Origin of the sequence: Nocardioides sp. Leaf285 (assembly GCF_001422955.1) — a bacterium.
Classification (GTDB): Bacteria; Actinomycetota; Actinomycetes; order Propionibacteriales; family Nocardioidaceae; genus Nocardioides; species Nocardioides kribbensis.
Genome location: NZ_LMNH01000002.1, coordinates 441600 through 457869, shown reverse-complemented (window position 1 = coordinate 457869; position 16270 = coordinate 441600). Strand labels below are relative to the sequence as shown.

Here is a 16270-nt window from a genome sequence, read left to right as displayed (position 1 = left end):
GTTCGGGGGTGCGTACGGACGGGCTGACCCGCCCGGTGGCCCGGACTCATCGGCCGCGGGCGGGTCCGCTCGACGTCGGTGCTGGACGTGCTGACGTGCTGGCGTGCTGGCGTGCTGGGGCCTAGGCGAGCGAGGCCTCGGTGACCGGGCCGGCCATGGCGGCGGGCAGGGTGGCCATCCAGGCGCTGCGCAGCTCGAGCAGCGGGGCCTCGAGGTGGCCCTCGACGACGAGGGTGTCGCCGCCGGTCGTGCCGAGGTCGGTCAGCGGCACGCCGTGGCGCTCGGCCAGGGCGCTCAGCCGCTCCAGGTCGCCCTCGGCGACCGTGACCAGCGCGCGCCCGGCGGACTCGGCGAAGAGGGCGACGAAGGCGTCGCCGCCCGCCACGCCGGCGAGGTCGACGCGGGCGCCGACCATGTGGCGCAGCCCGGCCTCGACGAGGGCCTGGGCGAGACCGCCGTCGGAGAGGTCGTGGGCGGAGGTGAGCAGCCCGGCGCGCTGGCCGGAGGCCTCGTGGAGCAGCTCGGCCAGCGCCTTCTCGGCCGCGAGGTCGACCCGCGGCGGCAGCCCGCCGAGGTGTCCGTGCACGACGTGGGCCCACTCCGAGCCCGACAGCTCCTCGCGGGTCTCGCCGAGCAGCACGACGCGCTCGCCGGCGCCGGCGAAGCCGCTGGGGGTGCGGGCGGTGACGTCCTCGACCACGCCGAGCACCGCGACGACCGGCGTGGGCAGGATCGCGGTCTCGCCGGTCTGGTTGTAGAGGCTGACGTTGCCGCCGGTGACGGGGATGCCCAGCTCGAGGCAGCCGTCCTTGAGGCCGCGGCAGGCCTCCGCGAACTGCCACATCACGTCGGGGTCCTCGGGAGAGCCGAAGTTCAGGCAGTCGGAGATGGCCAGCGGCACCGCGCCGCCGGTGGCGACGTTGCGGTAGGACTCCGCCAGCGCCAGCCGGGCGCCGGTGTAGGGGTCGAGCTTGGCGAAGCGGCCGTTGCAGTCGGTGGAGACCGCGACGCCGAGGTTGGTCGACTCGTCGACGCGGATCATGCCGGAGTCCGACGGCTGAGCCAGCACGGTGTTGCCGCGCACGTAGCGGTCGTACTGGTCGGTGACCCACGACTTGTCGCAGAGGTTGGGGCTGGCCACGAGACGCAGCAGCGTGTCGTGCAGCTCGGCGCCGCTCGAGGGGCGCGGGAGGGACTCGGCGCCGTCGGCCTGGAGGGCGTCCTGCCACGCCGGTCGGGCGAAGGGGCGCTGGTAGGTCGGACCGTCGTGGGCCACCGAGCGCGGCGGCACGTCGACGACGCGCTGGCCGTGCCAGTCGATCTGGAGCCGGCCGGTGTCGGTGACCTCGCCCACGACGACGGCCTCGACGTCCCACTTCGCGCACACGGCCAGGAAGGCGGCGACGTCGTCGGGCTCGACGACGGCCATCATGCGCTCCTGGCTCTCGCTCATGAGGATCTCCTCGGGAGCCAGGGTCGAGTCGCGCAGCGGCACCCGGTCGAGCTCGACGTGCATGCCGCCGTCGCCGGCCGAGGCCAGCTCGGAGGTCGCGCAGGAGAGCCCGGCACCGCCGAGGTCCTGGATGCCGGCGACCAGGCCCGCGGCGAAGATCTCCAGGGTGCACTCGATGAGCAGCTTCTCCATGAAGGGGTCGCCGACCTGCACGCTGGGCCGCTTGGCGGGCCCGTCGGCGTCGAAGGTCTCGCTGGCGAGCACCGAGACGCCGCCGATCCCGTCGCCGCCGGTGCGCGCGCCGTAGAGGATCACCTGGTTGCCGACGCCGCTGGCCTTGGCCAGGTGGAGGTCCTCGTGGCGCAGCACGCCGACGGAGAGGGCGTTGACGAGCGGGTTGCCGAGGTAGCTCTCGTCGAAGACGACCTCGCCGCCGATGTTGGGCAGCCCCAGGCAGTTGCCGTAGCCGCCGACGCCGGCCACGATCCCGGGCAGCACGCGCTGGGTGTCGGCGGCGTCGAGGGGGCCGAAGCGCAGCGGGTCCATCACCGCGACCGGGCGGGCGCCCATGGCGAGGATGTCGCGCACGATGCCGCCGACGCCGGTGGCCGCGCCCTGGTAGGGCTCGACGTAGGACGGGTGGTTGTGCGACTCGACCTTGAAGGTCACGGCGTAGCCCTGGCCGATGTCGATGACGCCGGCGTTCTCGCCGATCCCGGCGAGCATCGCGCCCACCGGGGTCTCCTGCGGGATCTCGGAGAACTGCTTGAGGTGCACCTTGGAGGACTTGTAGGAGCAGTGCTCGCTCCACATCACGCTGTACATCGCCAGCTCGCTGGAGGTCGGCCGGCGCCCGAGGATCTCGCGGATCCGGGCGTACTCGTCGGCCTTGAGGCCGAGGTCGGACCACGGTTGCTCGCGGGAGGGGTCCCCGCTGGCGACGGCGACGGTGTCGAGGCTGCTGTGGGTCTCTGGCACGGGCGTCAATCTACCGGCGCCCGGACGGGCCCGGGTCGCCGAGGGCGGGGCCGAGACCCGGAGTCCCGCGCGGGGCCGCGGCGGGGCCGGGACCGGGGGCCGGGGCGCACCCCGCGGGCGGTGCGCGCGGGGCGACGTACAGGCCTGTGACCTGCGGAAACGTCGACCCGAACTACAGCGCTGTAGTTCACGCGAACCGCTGTTACGGGTGTGACTCGTGTGGTTAAGGTGACCCGGATCCAGCCCGCTGGGTCGTACGACGAGCTGTCCTTCCCCCAGCCCTGGAGCACCGCCATGACCCGCCCCGCCCCGCTGTCACCCGCCTCGACCACCGCTGCCGGCCGACCCGCGCGCCGGCGCCGCACCCTGGTCTCGAGCGCCCTCACCGGCGTGCTCGCCCTGGGTGCCCTGGCCGCCGTCACCGGGGTCGCCGGGAGCGCCGGCCCGGGCGCCGAGCGCGCCGACGCCGCGAGCCTGACCTCCTCGACCACGGCCGCCGCGGCCCGCCGCGAGGGCGAGGTCGTCGTGCCCGGCGACTTCACCGGCTACGGCTTCGACCAGTGCCTGGCGCCGACGCAGGAGACCATGAACACCTGGTGGCGCACCTCGCCGTTCTCGGCGGTCGGCATCTACATCTCCGGCGACTCCCGCGCCTGCCGCAGCCAGCCGAACCTGACGCCGGCCTGGATCTCCACCCAGGTGCGCAAGGGCTGGCGGCTGCTGCCCATCACGCTCGGGCCGCAGGCCTCGTGCCAACCGCGCTTCCCGCGCTACTCCGACGACCGGACGATCAACCCCTCCCCCGGCACCCAGGGCACCTACGTGCCCGCGCTCAAGATGGGCCGGCAGGAGGCCACCTCCAGCGTCGCCGACGCCGCCGCGCTCGGCATCGGCGCCGGCTCCACGCTCTGGTACGACCTCGAGGGCTACAACTCCGCCGACACCCACTGCCGCGAGTCGGCGCTGTCCTTCCTCTCGGGGTGGACCCAGCGCCTGCACGCCCTCGGCTACGTCTCGGGTGTCTACTCCTCGGCCGGCTCCGGCATCGCCGACCTCGACAAGGCCCGGATCAACCGTCCCGACCGCTTCACGCTGCCCGACCGGATCTGGATCGCCCGCTGGGACGGGGTGGCCGACACCTCCACCAGCTACATCCGCGAGGACGGCTGGCGCCCCGGCGGGAGGGTCAAGCAGTACCGCGGCGGCCACGACGAGGTCTGGGGCGGCGCCCGGATCAACATCGACAGCAACTGGCTCGACCTCGGCAAGGGCTCGACCGCCGCGCCCGAGGAGCACTGCGGCGGCGCGCGGGTGAACTGGCCCGACTACGTGCCGCTCCAGGCCCCGGTCACCAAGAACGGTCGGACCACCACCTCCCCCGCCACCCAGGTCACCGCCCTGCAGTGCCTGCTCAAGGAGGCCGGCGTCTACTCCGGCAAGCTCAACGGCGTCTACAACGACAAGCTCACCGCCGCGGTGCGCACCTGGCAGGGCCGCACCGGCGCCAAGGTCACCGGCAGCTGGTACCGCGACAGCTGGATGACGCTGCACGCCGCCGGCTCGCGCCCGGTGCTCAAGACCGGCTCCGCCGGCCCCGCCGTACGACGGGTGCAGCGAGCCCTCAACGCCGCCAGCCCCGACACCCGCGTCGTCGTCACCGGCGTCTTCGCCGCCCCCACCGAGCGGGCCGTCAAGGCCTGGCAGCAGCGCACCGGTCAGCAGGCCTCCGGCGTCGTCAACGTCGCCACCTGGCGCAAGCTGGCCGCGGGGGCGCGCGGCTGAGGCTGCGGGTTTCACCAGCCGGCTGGCGACACCCGCACCTGTCGGCCCACGCGTCGGCCGACAGGTGCGGGTCCGGGCCGACCGGTGTGACGGCTGGGGCGGGTGGGGCCGACAGGTCCCGGGCTCCGGGCGGGGTACGCCGCTGGCGGGTTTCGCCAGCCGACCGGCGAAACCCGCGCGGTCAGCCGACCGGCGAAACTCGAGCGGTCAGCCGACCGGCGGGCCGGCGACGAGGGCGACGCCGGTGAGGACGACGACGGCCGCGAGGCCGGCGACGAGCCCGCGCAGCGGGTTGCGCAGCAGCCACGCGACGGGGCGCTCGTGGCCGGCCGGGGTCGCGGAGACCAGGCGCCAGGAGGCGCCGAGCTCGCCGCGGCGCTCGGCGGAGCGGTCGAACCACACCGTGAAGAACGGCGGGATCGAGGCCAGCAGGCCCAGCAGCAGCCGCTTGGTGGTCCAGCGCTGGTCGACGCCGACGACCACCGCGGTCAGGCAGTAGGCGATGAACACGATGCCGTGGAGCATGCCGCCGATGCGCACGCCGAGCTCGGTGGTCTCGGTGACGTACTTGAGGAACATGCCGCTGAGCAGCAGCGCCCAGGTGATCGCCTCGGCGACGGCGACGGTGCGGAAGAGGCGCAGCGGGCTCACGCGAAGGTCGCCCCCGCGAGCGCGGCCAGGGAGGTGAAGAAGCCCAGGCCGTCGGTGCCGGTGCCGGTGAGGGCCTCCACCGAGTGCTCGGGGTGGGGCATGAGGCCGACGACGTTGCCGCGCTCGTTGGTGACCCCGGCGATGTCGCGCATCGAGCCGTTGGGGTTGTGCTCGAGGTAGCGCGCGACCACGAGGCCCTCGCCCTCGAGGCGGTCGAGCGTGGCGGCGTCGGCGACGTAGCCGCCCTCGCCGTTCTTCAGCGCGATGGTGATCTCGGCGCCCTCGTCGTAGGCCGACGTCCAGGCGGTGGAGGCGTTCTCGACGCGCAGCCGCTGGTCGCGGCACACGAACGTGCGGTGGTCGTTGCGGATGAGCGCGCCGGGCAGCAGGTGCGACTCGCAGAGGATCTGGAAGCCGTTGCAGATGCCGAGCACCGGCATGCCGCGCTCTGCGGCCGCGATCACCTCGGTCATCACCGGCGAGAAGCGCGAGATCGCACCGCAGCGCAGGTAGTCGCCGTAGGAGAAGCCGCCGGGGAGCACGACGGCGTCCACGCCGCGCAGGTCGTGGTCGCCGTGCCACAGCGCGAAGGCCTCGTGGCCGCCGATGCGCACCGCGCGCTGCGCGTCGACGTCGTCGAGGGAGCCCGGGAAGGTGACGACGCCGACCCTCATGCGGGCTGGCCGTCCTCGACGCGCACGGTGAAGCTCTCGATCACCGGGTTGGACAGCAGCGTCTCGGCCATGCGGTGCACGTCGGCGAGCACGGCGTCGCTCACCTCGGCCACCTCCAGCTCGAAGCGCTTGCCCTGGCGGACGTCGAGGACGCCGCTGAAGCCGAGCCGGGGCAGCGCGCCCTGGACGGCCTTGCCCTGCGGGTCGAGGATCTCGGGCTTGGGCATGACGTCGACGACGACTCGAGGCATGGGTCGATCCTACGGGCGCGGGTCGGCGTCCGGCTCGTCGGTGGGCGTGACGTCCACGACCCGGGCATCACCCCAGGGGCTGCCGACCACCTGCGCCCCGTCGGCGGAGGCCGGGCCCGCGAGCGCCAGGTTGACCGCGATGACGGTGGCCGAGGCGGTCAGCGACGCCGTCGCGAGCACCGTACGCCGCCGCCGCGGCCGCACCGGGGGCCGCGGCCCGGTGGCCCCGGAGTCGAGGGGCCGGTCGTGGGTCGGGTCGTCGGCGGGGTGAGGTGGCTCCATGTCCTCCGAGGATCCCGGCCGGTCCCGGCCGGGGCCTGACACCGGGCTGTGGATCGGCTGAGAACTGGACCCAGGAGGCAGCTCTCACCCCTCCGGCCCTGTGCTCGGCGGCCCCGGGGGCACATGATCGACCCATGAGCATGAACTCCCCCGCCGGCCGCCGCGTCGACCCCACGTCCCCGCTCCGCCTGGAGTTCCCGCAGTCGCTGGCCGTCTACGACGACTACGCCGCCGCGCAGCGCACCGTCGACTACCTGTCGGACCAGAAGTTCCCCGTCGAGCAGGTGCTGATCGTCGGCACCGACCTCAAGCGCATCGAGCGCGTCACCGGGCGTCTCACCACCGGCCGGGTCGCGGCGGGCGGCGTGCTGTCGGGGCTGTGGCTCGGCGTCTTCGTCGGGCTGCTCTTCAGCATCTTCTCTGAGGAGCCGCTGCTGACCACCCTGCTCTCCACCGCGCTGGTCGGGGCGCTCTTCGGCGTGATCTGGGCCCTGGTCGGCTACGCCGCCACCCGGGGTCGCCGCGACTTCTCCTCGGTCACCCAGGTGGTCGCCACCCGCTACGAGGTGCTGGTGGAGCACCGGGTGGCCGCCCAGGCCCGTGAGCTGCTGGCCGGGCTGCCCGGGAGCCTGCCCGACCCGTTCGCCTGAGGCCCGCCCCTCCCGGGGTCGGTCGCCCGGGGTCAGTGGCGCTTCTGGAGCACCACGATGGCCAGGGCGACCCCGAAGCCGGCGAGGATCGGGCCCACGATCGCCCAGGTGTCCTCCCCCGACATGGCGCTGCCGCCGAGGTGGCCCAGACCCTGGAGGGTCCAGACCGCCCCGGCGGCGACCATGAGCACCGCGAGCGCGAGCCCGAGGGCCTTGCGAGCGGTCAGGACAGCTCCCGCTTGAGGATCTTGCCGGTCGCGGTCATCGGCAGGTCGCCGACGATCTCGACCTGGCGGGGGTACTTGTAGCCCGCCATCTGCTCCTTGCCCCAGGCCACCAGCTCCTCGGAGGTGGTGGTGGCGCCGTCGTTGAGGATGACGTAGGCCTTGATCTCCTCGCCGTGGCTCTCGTGGGGCACGCCGATGACCGCCGCCAGCGAGACGTCCTCGTGGGTCATCAGCACCTCCTCGATCTCGCGGGGGTACACGTTGAAGCCACCGCGGATGATCATGTCCTTGGAGCGGTCGACGATGTAGTACCAGCCGTCCTCGTCGCGCCGGCCCAGGTCGCCGGAGCGGAACCAGTCGTCCTGGAGCACCTCGTCGGTGGCGTCGGGGCGGTTGTAGTAGCCCTTCATGATGTTGTGGCCCTTGATGGCGATCTCGCCGACGGCCTCGGGGTCGTCGTCGATCTCCTCCCAGCTCTCGGGCTTGAGCAGCTTCATCTCCACACCGGGGATGGGCAGTCCGATGGACCCGACGCGCACCGGCTCGCCGTACTTGCTGAAGGACGCGACCGGCGAGGTCTCGGAGAGGCCGTAGCCCTCGAGGATCGTGACGCCGAACTTCTTCTCGAACTTCTTGTGCACCTCCACCGGCAGCGCGGAGCCGCCGGCTGCGGCGACGCGGAGGTTCTGGGCGATCGAGGAGATGTCGACGCCCTCCTCGACGGCGCCCAGCAGGCCCCAGTACATCGTCGGCACGCCGGCGAAGAAGGTGACCTCCTCCTTGAGCATCAGGTCGAGCGCGGCCTTGGCCTCGAAGCGCGGGAGCATCACGACCGTGCCACCGAAGGCGAAGGCGCCGTTCTGGATCACGGTCTGGCCGAAGGAGTGGAAGAGCGGCAGCACGCACAGGTAGGTGTCGGGCTTGTCGGCGTCGGCACCGAAGAGGTCGACGCCGGCGAGGGCGTTGTCGCGCATGTTGCGGTGGCGCAGCTCCGCACCCTTGGGCTGACCGGTGGTGCCCGAGGTGTAGAGGATGACCGCGGTGTCGTTCTCGTCGGTGGCCACCGACTCGAAGGTCGGCGGCTGCTGCGACATCGCGCGGCCCATGGTCTCGGTGCCCTCGATCGGCGACTCGGCCGCCGGGTCGGCGGTGATCATGAAGAACTGCTCACCGCCCTCGGCCTGCTCGAAGCCCGCGTGGCCCTCCTTGCCGATGGCCAGCTCGGGGGTGCCCTGGAAGCAGAAGTAGGCCTTGGCCTCGGAGTCGCCGAGGTGGTAGGCCACCTCGCGCGCCTTGAGCAGCACGTTGAGCGGCACGACGGTGCCGCCGGCCTTGAGGATGCCGTAGTAGACGATCGTGAAGTAGGGCAGGTTCGGGCAGCTCAGGGCGACCTTGTCGCCGGGCTGGATGCCGCGGGAGACCAGCAGGTTCGCCACCTGGTTGGCCGCGCCGTCGACCTGGGCGTAGGTGAGCCGGGTGTCGCCGAAGATGATCGCGTCGCGATCGCCGTACTTCTCGGCGCTGGTCTCGAGCAGGCTGGACAGGTTGAACACGTATGGCCTCCGTCACGTCGTGTGGTGGGGGCCAACCTACTGGTGGGTCACGAACGCCGCGACAGGATGTCCGCGGCTCGGCGCAGGTCGGCCCCGACGGCGGGCACGGAGGCCAGCGTGGCGGCCAGCCCGAGGGGGCCGAGGGCGTGGATGCGGAAGCGGTACGCGACCACGCAGGTCTGCGGCGTCGGGGCGGTGAGCTCGAGGGTGAGGTCGGCGCGCACGAAGCGCCACGTGCCCGACTCGCTCCACCGCTCGGGCCGCGCCAGCTCCGTGGTGCGCATCGCGGGCCGCAGGCCCGGCACCGTGACGTCGGTCCAGGTCTGGCCGACGCGGGGCTCGCCGTCGACGCCGTCGACGCGGCGCAGGCTCGACTGCCACTCCGCGCGGTGGTGGGGGTCGACGAGGTAGTCGAAGACGACCTCGCGGGGGGCGGCGACGTCGACGGTGCCGCCGAAGGTCCTCGCGGTCATCTCAGAACCTCTCGCCCGTGAGCAGCTCGTAGGCCTCGACGTAGCGCGCCCGCGTGCGCTCGACGACCTCGGCGGGCAGCGGCGGCGGCGCCTCGCCGGAGGCGCGGTCCCAGCCCGACTCCGGCGAGAGGGCCCAGTTGCGCACGATCTGCTTGTCGTACGACGGCTGGGTGCGGCCGGGCCGCCAGGCGTCGGCGGGCCAGAAGCGGGAGGAGTCGGGGGTGAGCACCTCGTCGCCCAGCACGGTCGTGCCGTCGGCGCGGGCGCCGAACTCCAGCTTGGTGTCGGCCAGCACGATGCCCCGCTCACGGGCCAGCGCCTCGGCGCGGGCGTAGACGGCCAGGGTGAGGTCGCGCAGCTCCTCGGCGGCCGTGTCGCCGATGGTGGCCGCGACGGCGGCGTAGGAGACGTTCTCGTCGTGCTCGCCCAGCTCGGCCTTGGTGGCCGGGGTGAAGACCGGCTCCGGGAGCCGGCTGCCGTCGACCAGGCCGGCCGGGAGCGCGACCCCGCAGACCTCGCCGGTGGCGGTGTAGTCGACCAGGCCGGAGCCGGTGAGGTAGCCCCGCGCGACGCACTCGACCGGCCACATCGCCAGCCGCTCGCAGACCACCGCGCGCCCCGCGACGGCGGCCGGCACGTCGGTGGACAGCACGTGGTGGGGCACGAGGTCGGCGAGCTGGTCGAACCACCACAGCGACATCCGGGTGAGGATCTCGCCCTTGTCGGGGATGGTCGAGTCGAGCACGAAGTCGAAGATCGAGATCCGGTCGCTGGCCACCATGAGCAGCTGCCCGGCGTGCTCGCCCTCCTCGATCTCGTAGAGGTCGCGCACCTTGCCCGAGTGCAGCGGGCGCGCACCCGCGATCGGGGGTGCGGTGGGGATGTTGAGGTCGGCGGCGCTCACGGGCTCAGCCTAGAGGGCGGCGCCCCGCCCGGCGGTGGGCGCTCAGCAGCCGCAGGTGTAGTAGGTGACGTCCCAGTGGTTGCCCTCGTCGGCGTACTCGTTGCCCGAGGCGGCGCGGTAGAGCGCGGCGCCGTCGCTGCGCTGGCCGACGTAGGTGTAGGTGCGCTGCACCCACGAGGTGAGGCAGGAGGTGCGGGAGAAGTCGAGCTTGTAGCCCGCGCTGTGGCTGTAGGTGCCGCCGGCGTGACCGGTCTCGGTGCCACCGGTGATGGTCAGCGCGCAGCCGCTGGCCCGCTTCAAGGTGATCGCACCGTCGACGCTGGTCTGGCGCAGGCCGTCGAAGGAGGTGCAGGTCGACACGGTGCGGTCGGTGCAGCCGCCCGAGGAGGTCCAGGTGATGCCGGCGGCGCGGAACTGCGTCTCCGCGCTCGCCTGGGTCACCGCCGAGGCGGGCGCGGCCAGGGCGAGCGACCCGACGAGGCCGGCCAGCGCGGCCGCCGCGGCGGTCGCGGCGCGGCGCGGCGTACGACGGGGGCGTGCGGGGAGGGCGGTGGTCGAGGAGGTCATGCCCCGAGCCTGCGCGAGGTCGTGCCGCGGGGACAACGCCCCCGGCGCAGGTCAAGGGTTATCCCCGACCGGCTCCCCCGTCGGCCGCACGCCCGGCCCCGCGCCCGGCCCCATGCTCGGCCACCCGGCCGGCCATCCGCTGGGCGAGGTGGTCGGCGGGGCCGGCCACGAGGTCCTCGACGGCCAGGGGCAGCGGGAGGCACCAGTTGGGTCGCTCGGTGGTGCCCGGCACGTTGGGCCGGCGCTCCTCGCCCAGGGCGTCCTCCAGCGAGAGCGACAGCATGAGGCAGGGCGCCTGGGCGAGCCTCTCGTAGGCCGCGGCGACGGCCCGGTCGGGCCCGTCGTCGGGCGCGAGCGCGTCGTGGCGCAGCAGCCGCTCGCGCAGCTCCTCGCGGCCCGCGCGCACGGCGGCGGGGTCCATGTCGCTGCTGGCCAGCTGGTCCTCGACGTCGCTGCCGGTCCACAGCCCGGCCACGGTGGGCAGGTCGTGGGTGGTGACGGTGGCGAGGGCGCTGGTGGGCCAGGTCGCCGGCTCCTCGTCCTCGAACCACAGCACGCGGTACGTGAGCACGTCGCGCTCGGCCAGCGCCTCGCGGACCCCCGGCTCGACGGTGCCGAGGTCCTCGCCGACCACGACGGCGCGGGCGCGGTGGGACTCCAGCGCCACGATGTCGAGCAGGTCGTCGCTGGGGTAGCGCACGTAGGCGCCCTGCGTGGGCTCGGCGCCCTCGGGGATCCACCACAGCCGGAAGAGGCCCATCACGTGGTCGACGCGCAGCCCGCCGGCGCCGGCGAGGGTGGCGCGCACGGCCTCGACGAAGGGCTCGTAGTCGGCCTCCTGCAGGCGCCAGGGCACCAGCGGCGGGGAGCCCCAGTCCTGGCCGCTGGAGTTGAGCGCGTCGGGCGGAGCGCCGACGGTGACGCCGTCGGCGAGCACGCCCTGCCACGACCAGGCGTCGGACCCCCCGCCGGAGACGCCGATCGGCAGGTCCTGCACGACGGTGAGGTCGCCGGAGGCGGCGCGCAGCTGGGCGTCGAGCAGCCACTGCAGCCAGGCGTGGAAGGTGACGTCGTCGGCGCGCTCGCGCGCCAAGTCGGCGACGGCCGGGCCGTCGGGATCGCGCAGGGCCTCGGGCCAGGTGTGCCAGTCGGCGCCGTGGTCACCGGCGACCACGCTCCACAGCGCGAAGCGCTCGAGCCCCTCGCCCTCCGCGCGGCGCCACGCGGCGAAGTCGTCCCCGGCACCCTCGGGTCGCTCCCCCGGGCCGCTGCGGTCGAGCACGGCGCGCAGGGCGCGGGCCTTGAGCGGCCACACGCGGTCCCGGTCGACCAGGTCGGTGGCGCGGGCCGCGGCGAGGTCCTCGACCAGGTCGAGCTCGGCCAGCAGCGCGTCGTCCCAGCCCGGCACGTCCTCGACGCGGAGGTAGAGCGGGTTGCGGAAGCGGCGGGTGGCCGGCAGGTAGGGGCTGGCCTCCTGCGGCACCGACGGGCCCACGGCGTGCAGCGGGTTGACCACGAGCAGCCCGCCGCCCAGGCGCTCGGTCCAGCGGCGCAGCGCGGCGAGGTCGCCCAGGTCGCCGATGCCCCAGCCGGCGCGCGAGCGCGCGGCGTAGAGCTGCACCGCCCAGCCCCAGGTGGGCTGCTCGGGGGTCCAGCAGCGACCGGGCGAGACCACCAGCCGCCGCTCGACGCCCTCGGCGGTGGTGAGGCGGTGGTAGCCCAGCGGGAAGTCGGCGGGCAGCGGGCCGTCGACCTCGTGCCGGCTCCCGTCCTCGCAGACGACCCGCACGGCGCCCAGGCCGAGGTCGCGCCCGGGCCGGGAGACCAGCGGCCCGCGGGCGGCCAGGTCGTCGGGCGGGGTGCCGATGACCTCGCGCAGCGCGGCGACCGTGGCCTCCGGCGCCTCCTGGGGCTCGTCGTCGGCGTCGAGCCAGGTCAGCTGGAGGCCGCGGTCGTCGACGCGCGGCTCGAAGGGGGTCGCGTCGGGCACGCCCCCGACCCTAGGAGCCGCGCGGTCGCCGCGGACCACCCCTCGTGGGGTGCCGTCCTGGCCCGCGGTCAGCACCTGCCGGGCGTGACGGCGGGCGCGCTGCCGCTCACCGGCGCTGGAGCGTCGTGCTGCGCCAGGGCGCGGGGCGGCCGTGGAGCCACCACTCCATCCGCCGGGTCATCCAGGGCAGGGCGAGGTAGGTCATGATCGGCGTCATCACCAGCACGGTGGCCAGCACGCGCAGCGGGAGCACGAGGTCGGCCACGACGTGGCCCGCGACCCAGTTGGCCAGCACGCTGAGCGGGTAGAACACCATGAAGATCACCGAGGCCTGCTTCCACCGCGGCGGCGCCGGCGGGGTCACCCGCAGGTCGCGCACGTCGCGGCTGGTGGGGTCGTCGAACCACCCCTCGATGCCCGTACGCCGCTCGACGCGGGACTCGGTCACCCCGAGCCCGGCCGAGGAGTCGCGCCACCACTGCCGCTCGTGGGAGGTCTCCCAGTGGGCCAGCGCCTCGGCGTCGGCAAAGCGGTAGAGCATGTGCCAGGTCTCCGAGTCGCGCTCGGGGCGCACCCACCCGGCGCCCAGGAAGCCCGGGAAGCGCTGGGCCAGCGCGGTGCCCGCCTGCAGCCAGCTGGCCATCTCGGCCTCGCGCCCGGGGTCGACGTGGCGGGTGATGGAGACGGTCACCGGTGAGCCCATGGCACAAGCGTCGAGCCGCCCGGGCCCCACCGCAAATCTGCTGGCGCCGCCGCACGCCGCCGCACGCCGCCGGGGCGGCCCACCCCTCCGGGTCTTGGGCGGTCGGGGAGGCTGGCGGGTGTGAGCGAGCGCGTGGTCCCGAGGTCGTCGACCGGCGAGGACCACCCCTCCCACCACGACGACGAGGAGCAGTGGGAGCCCGACCCGCGCCGCTGGCGCATCCTCGGGGTGTCGCTGGTGGTCGGCTTCATGTCGCTGCTCGACGTCTCCATCGTCAACGTCGCCGTGCCCTCGATGCAGGCCGGCCTCGACACCTCGGCCGGCACCATCCAGTGGGTCGTGTCCGGCTACGCGCTCACCTTCGGCCTCGTGCTGGTGGCCGGCGGCCGCCTCGGCGACGCCTACGGCCGTCGCCGGCTGATGCTGATCGGGCTCACCGGCTTCGTGCTCTCCAGCGCCGCGGTGGGGCTCGCGCCGACGGCGGAGACGGTGGTCGCGGCGCGGCTCCTCCAGGGCGCCACCGCCGGCCTGCTCACCCCGCAGAACTCCGGTCTGATCCAGCAGCTCTTCCGCGGTCCCGAGCGCGGCCGTGCCTTCGGGCTCTTCGGGTTCACCGTCTCCTCGGCCTCCGCGGCCGGCCCGGTCATCGGCGGGGCGATCATCGCCCTCGCCGGTGAGGAGGACGGCTGGCGCTGGCTCTTCCTCATCAACGTGCCGATCGGCGTCGTCGCGGCGATCGCGGTGGTGCGGATGGTGCCCAAGCGCGTCCGCCGCGAGGACGACGACGACCCACGCATCGACGTGCCCGGCGCGCTGCTGCTCGGCGCCACGGTGCTGTGCCTGCTCTACCCCGTCGTGAGCGTCGAGAGCGGCGCGCGCCTGCCGCTGCTGCTCCTGCTCGGCGTGCCCCTCTTCGCGTGGGGCTTCGTGCGCTGGGAGCGCCGCACCGTGGGCCGCGGGCACCCGCCGCTGCTCGACGTCGCGCTGCTGCGCCGCCTGCCGGGCTACGCCAGCGGCCTCAGCGTCGGCACGCTGTACTTCACCGGCTTCACCGGGCTCCTGCTCGTGCTCTCGGTGCACCTCCAGGAGGGCCTGGGCTGGACCCCGCTGATGGCCGGCCTGCTGCTGGTGCCCTTCGCGCTCGGCTCGGCCACCAGCGCCCCGCTGGTGGGCCGCTGGATCTCGACGGTCGGCCGACGGATCACCGTGGCCGCCCTGGTCACCACCATGGTCGGCGTCGTCGCCGTGGCCCTCGTGGCGCCGGGCCGCGAGGGCACCACGCTGGTCCTGCTCGCGGCGCCCGCCCTGCTGCTGGCCGGCCTCGGCGGCGGCGCGGTCGTCTCCCCCAACATCACCCTCACCCTCGCCGACGTGCCGCCCCGCATGGGTGGCGCGGCCGGTGGGGCACTGCAGACCGGCCAGCGCATCGGCGCCTCGATCGGCGCGGCGCTGCTGATGACCGTCTACCAGGTGGTCGCGGGGTCCTTCTCCCCCGGCGCGGGCCTGCGCGCGGCGCTGCTCACCGGCGTGCTGCTGCTGGGCGTCGCGCTGCTGCTCGCCGTACGCGCGCTGCGCCTGGAGCGGGCCCGCGCCTGAGGCCGGCACCGGCACGGCAGGGGCCCTGCCGTGCCCTGCCCACGGTCGGGTCCGGGGCGAGGCGGGCCTCGGTCAGAGGATGGCGCCGGGCGCGTACGCCGCCGCCGCCGGGTGCCGCTCGACCAGCGCGGCCACCTGCCGGCAGACCTGCTCGACCTGCTCGACCGCGGCGCCGGTGAAGGTGATCGGGTCGGCCACGAGCGCGTCGAGCTGCTCGGTGGTCAGGCCGAGCCGCTCGTCGGCGGCGAGGCGGGCGAAGACGTCGTTGTCGGCCTGGCCGCGGCGCATGTCGAGGGCCACCCCGACCGCGGCCTCCTTGATCGCCTCGTGGGCGCTCTCGCGGCCCACGCCGTTGCGCACGGCGCTCATCAGGACCTTCGTGGTGGCCAGGAAGGGCAGGTAGCGGTCGAGCTCGCGCTGGATCACCGCGGGGAACGCACCGAACTCGTCGAGCACGGTGAGGAAGGTCTGGAAGAGCCCGTCGGCGGCGAAGAAGGCGTCGGGCAGGGCCACCCGGCGCACCACCGAGCAGGAGACGTCGCCCTCGTTCCACTGGTCGCCGGCGAGCTCGCCGACCATCGAGAGGTAGCCGCGGGTGACCACCGCGAGGCCGTTGACCCGCTCGCAGGAGCGGGTGTTCATCTTGTGGGGCATGGCCGAGGAGCCGACCTGGCCCTCCCTGAAGCCCTCGGTGACGATCTCGTTGCCGGCCATCAGCCGGATCGTCGTGGCGAGGTTGGACGGTCCGGCGACCAGCTGCACCACGGCGGAGAGCACGTCGAAGTCGAGCGAGCGGGGGTAGACCTGGCCGACGCTGGTCAGCACCCGGTCGAAGCCGAGGTGGGCGGCCACGCGCTGCTCCAGGGCGGCCAGCTTGGTGGCGTCGCCGTCGAGCAGGTCGAGCATGTCCTGCGCGGTGCCCATCGGGCCCTTGATGCCGCGCAGGGGGTAGCGCGCGAGCAGCTCCTCGACGCGCTCGACGCCGATGAGCATCTCGTCGGCGACGGTCGCGAAGCGCTTGCCCAGCGTGGTGGCCTGGGCGGCGACGTTGTGCGAGCGGCCAGCCATCACGGTGCTCTGGTGCTCGGCGGCCAGGCGGGCCAGACGGGCGACGGTGGCCACGGCCCGGTCGCGCAGCAGCTCCAGCGACTGCTTGAGCTGCAGCTGCTCGACGTTCTCGGTCAGGTCGCGCGAGGTCATGCCCTTGTGCACCTGCTCGTGGCCGGCCAGCGCGCAGAACTCCTCGATGCGCGCCTTCACGTCGTGGCGGGTGACCCGCTCGCGGGCGGCGATCGAGGCCAGGTCGACCTGCTCCACGACCGCCTCGTAGTCCTCGACCACGCCGTCGGGCACCGCGATCCCGAGGTCGCGCTGGGCGCGGAGGACAGCGATCCACAGCCGCCGCTCGAGGACGATCTTGTGCTCGGGCGACCAGATCTCGGCGAGGTCGGCGGCGGCGTAGCGGGTGGCGAGGACGTTGGGCACGGTCACGTACCTCATCCTCCCACGGTCGCGCCGCCCGTTCGCTCCCCGACG

At 74.1% G+C, this 16270-nt stretch carries 16 protein-coding genes; 3 read left to right on the top strand and 13 right to left on the bottom strand.

Annotation, left to right across the window (positions count from 1 at the left end; genetic code table 11):
* Positions 1-121 precede the first annotated feature (121 nt).
* A complete protein-coding gene (purL, locus tag ASF47_RS07350; protein ID WP_156697788.1) occupies positions 122-2431 on the bottom strand; it encodes a phosphoribosylformylglycinamidine synthase subunit PurL in 2310 nt (769 codons plus the stop codon).
* A gap of 228 nt (positions 2432-2659) precedes the next feature.
* Between purL and ASF47_RS07345 the strand changes: the two genes are divergently transcribed.
* The gene (locus ASF47_RS07345; protein ID WP_056863339.1) at positions 2660-4213 is read left to right on the top strand and encodes a glycoside hydrolase domain-containing protein; all 1554 of its coding nucleotides are present in this window, start codon (positions 2660-2662) and stop codon (positions 4211-4213) included.
* Between the two features lie 207 nt (positions 4214-4420).
* On the opposite strand, the gene ASF47_RS07340 is transcribed toward ASF47_RS07345, so the two are convergent.
* The 4 genes from ASF47_RS07340 to ASF47_RS07325 are packed head-to-tail and all read right to left on the bottom strand — an operon-like array spanning position 4421 to position 6071.
* The gene (locus ASF47_RS07340; protein ID WP_056863338.1) at positions 4421-4864 is read right to left on the bottom strand and encodes a DUF3817 domain-containing protein; all 444 of its coding nucleotides are present in this window, start codon (positions 4862-4864) and stop codon (positions 4421-4423) included.
* A complete protein-coding gene (gene purQ, locus ASF47_RS07335) occupies positions 4861-5538 on the bottom strand; it encodes a phosphoribosylformylglycinamidine synthase subunit PurQ (protein WP_056863337.1) in 678 nt (225 codons plus the stop codon). The genes ASF47_RS07340 and purQ overlap by 4 nt, the downstream gene beginning before the upstream one ends.
* Positions 5535-5789 (bottom strand): phosphoribosylformylglycinamidine synthase subunit PurS, encoded by a 255-nt coding sequence (gene purS, locus ASF47_RS07330; RefSeq protein WP_056863336.1) that lies wholly within the window; start codon positions 5787-5789, stop codon positions 5535-5537. The genes purQ and purS overlap by 4 nt, the downstream gene beginning before the upstream one ends.
* A 9-nt stretch (positions 5790-5798) precedes the next feature.
* Positions 5799-6071 carry a hypothetical protein gene (locus tag ASF47_RS07325; RefSeq protein WP_056863335.1) on the bottom strand — a complete coding sequence of 91 codons (273 nt, stop codon included), beginning with the start codon at positions 6069-6071 and terminating at the stop codon, positions 5799-5801.
* A gap of 134 nt (positions 6072-6205) precedes the next feature.
* On the opposite strand from ASF47_RS07325, the gene ASF47_RS07320 reads away from it, so the two are divergent.
* Positions 6206-6721: a general stress protein gene (locus ASF47_RS07320; protein ID WP_200918983.1), complete on the top strand. Its 516-nt coding sequence runs from the start codon at positions 6206-6208 to the stop codon at positions 6719-6721.
* Positions 6722-6753: 32 nt separating this feature from the next.
* On the opposite strand, the gene ASF47_RS21560 is transcribed toward ASF47_RS07320, so the two are convergent.
* The 7 genes from ASF47_RS21560 to ASF47_RS07290 all read right to left on the bottom strand — a co-directional run bounded on the left by ASF47_RS21560 (position 6754) and on the right by ASF47_RS07290 (position 13138).
* A complete protein-coding gene (locus ASF47_RS21560) occupies positions 6754-6906 on the bottom strand; it encodes a hypothetical protein (RefSeq protein ID WP_165699030.1) in 153 nt (50 codons plus the stop codon).
* Between the two features lie 38 nt (positions 6907-6944).
* Positions 6945-8501 (bottom strand): long-chain-fatty-acid--CoA ligase, encoded by a 1557-nt coding sequence (locus ASF47_RS07315; RefSeq protein WP_056863334.1) that lies wholly within the window; start codon positions 8499-8501, stop codon positions 6945-6947.
* A 47-nt stretch (positions 8502-8548) separates the two neighbouring features.
* The gene (locus ASF47_RS07310) at positions 8549-8974 is read right to left on the bottom strand and encodes an SRPBCC family protein (RefSeq protein WP_056863333.1); all 426 of its coding nucleotides are present in this window, start codon (positions 8972-8974) and stop codon (positions 8549-8551) included.
* 1 nt (position 8975) lies between these two features.
* Positions 8976-9878: a phosphoribosylaminoimidazolesuccinocarboxamide synthase gene (locus ASF47_RS07305; RefSeq protein ID WP_056863332.1), complete on the bottom strand. Its 903-nt coding sequence runs from the start codon at positions 9876-9878 to the stop codon at positions 8976-8978.
* Positions 9879-9920: 42 nt separating this feature from the next.
* Positions 9921-10445 (bottom strand): hypothetical protein, encoded by a 525-nt coding sequence (locus ASF47_RS07300; protein WP_056863331.1) that lies wholly within the window; start codon positions 10443-10445, stop codon positions 9921-9923.
* A gap of 58 nt (positions 10446-10503) precedes the next feature.
* A complete protein-coding gene (gene malQ / locus ASF47_RS07295; protein WP_056863330.1) occupies positions 10504-12435 on the bottom strand; it encodes a 4-alpha-glucanotransferase in 1932 nt (643 codons plus the stop codon).
* 106 nt (positions 12436-12541) lie between these two features.
* The gene (locus ASF47_RS07290) at positions 12542-13138 is read right to left on the bottom strand and encodes an antibiotic biosynthesis monooxygenase (protein WP_056863329.1); all 597 of its coding nucleotides are present in this window, start codon (positions 13136-13138) and stop codon (positions 12542-12544) included.
* A gap of 120 nt (positions 13139-13258) precedes the next feature.
* Here ASF47_RS07290 and ASF47_RS07285 point away from each other — a divergent pair, with 120 nt between their 5' ends.
* Positions 13259-14734, top strand: a complete 1476-nt coding sequence (locus tag ASF47_RS07285) for an MFS transporter (RefSeq protein ID WP_235557526.1) — start codon at positions 13259-13261, stop codon at positions 14732-14734.
* Between the two features lie 72 nt (positions 14735-14806).
* On the opposite strand, the gene purB is transcribed toward ASF47_RS07285, so the two are convergent.
* Positions 14807-16234, bottom strand: a complete 1428-nt coding sequence (purB, locus tag ASF47_RS07280) for an adenylosuccinate lyase (RefSeq protein WP_156697787.1) — start codon at positions 16232-16234, stop codon at positions 14807-14809.
* Between the last annotated feature and the right edge of the window lie 36 nt (positions 16235-16270).

What these genes read in the sequence shown, in the direction of transcription:
- purS (WP_056863336.1), bottom strand. Translation starts at nt 5,789, where the DNA reads ATGCCTCGAGTCGTCGTCGACGTCATGCCCAAGCCCGAGATCCTCGAC.
- ASF47_RS21560 (WP_165699030.1), bottom strand. Translation starts at nt 6,906, where the DNA reads ATGGTCGCCGCCGGGGCGGTCTGGACCCTCCAGGGTCTGGGCCACCTC.
- ASF47_RS07325 (WP_056863335.1), bottom strand. Translation starts at nt 6,071, where the DNA reads ATGGAGCCACCTCACCCCGCCGACGACCCGACCCACGACCGGCCCCTC.
- ASF47_RS07290 (WP_056863329.1), bottom strand. Translation starts at nt 13,138, where the DNA reads ATGGGCTCACCGGTGACCGTCTCCATCACCCGCCACGTCGACCCCGGG.
- ASF47_RS07300 (WP_056863331.1), bottom strand. Translation starts at nt 10,445, where the DNA reads ATGACCTCCTCGACCACCGCCCTCCCCGCACGCCCCCGTCGTACGCCG.
- purQ (WP_056863337.1), bottom strand. Translation starts at nt 5,538, where the DNA reads ATGAGGGTCGGCGTCGTCACCTTCCCGGGCTCCCTCGACGACGTCGAC.
- purB (WP_156697787.1), bottom strand. Translation starts at nt 16,234, where the DNA reads ATGAGGTACGTGACCGTGCCCAACGTCCTCGCCACCCGCTACGCCGCC.
- ASF47_RS07320 (WP_200918983.1), top strand. Translation starts at nt 6,206, where the DNA reads ATGAGCATGAACTCCCCCGCCGGCCGCCGCGTCGACCCCACGTCCCCG.
- ASF47_RS07310 (WP_056863333.1), bottom strand. Translation starts at nt 8,974, where the DNA reads ATGACCGCGAGGACCTTCGGCGGCACCGTCGACGTCGCCGCCCCCCGC.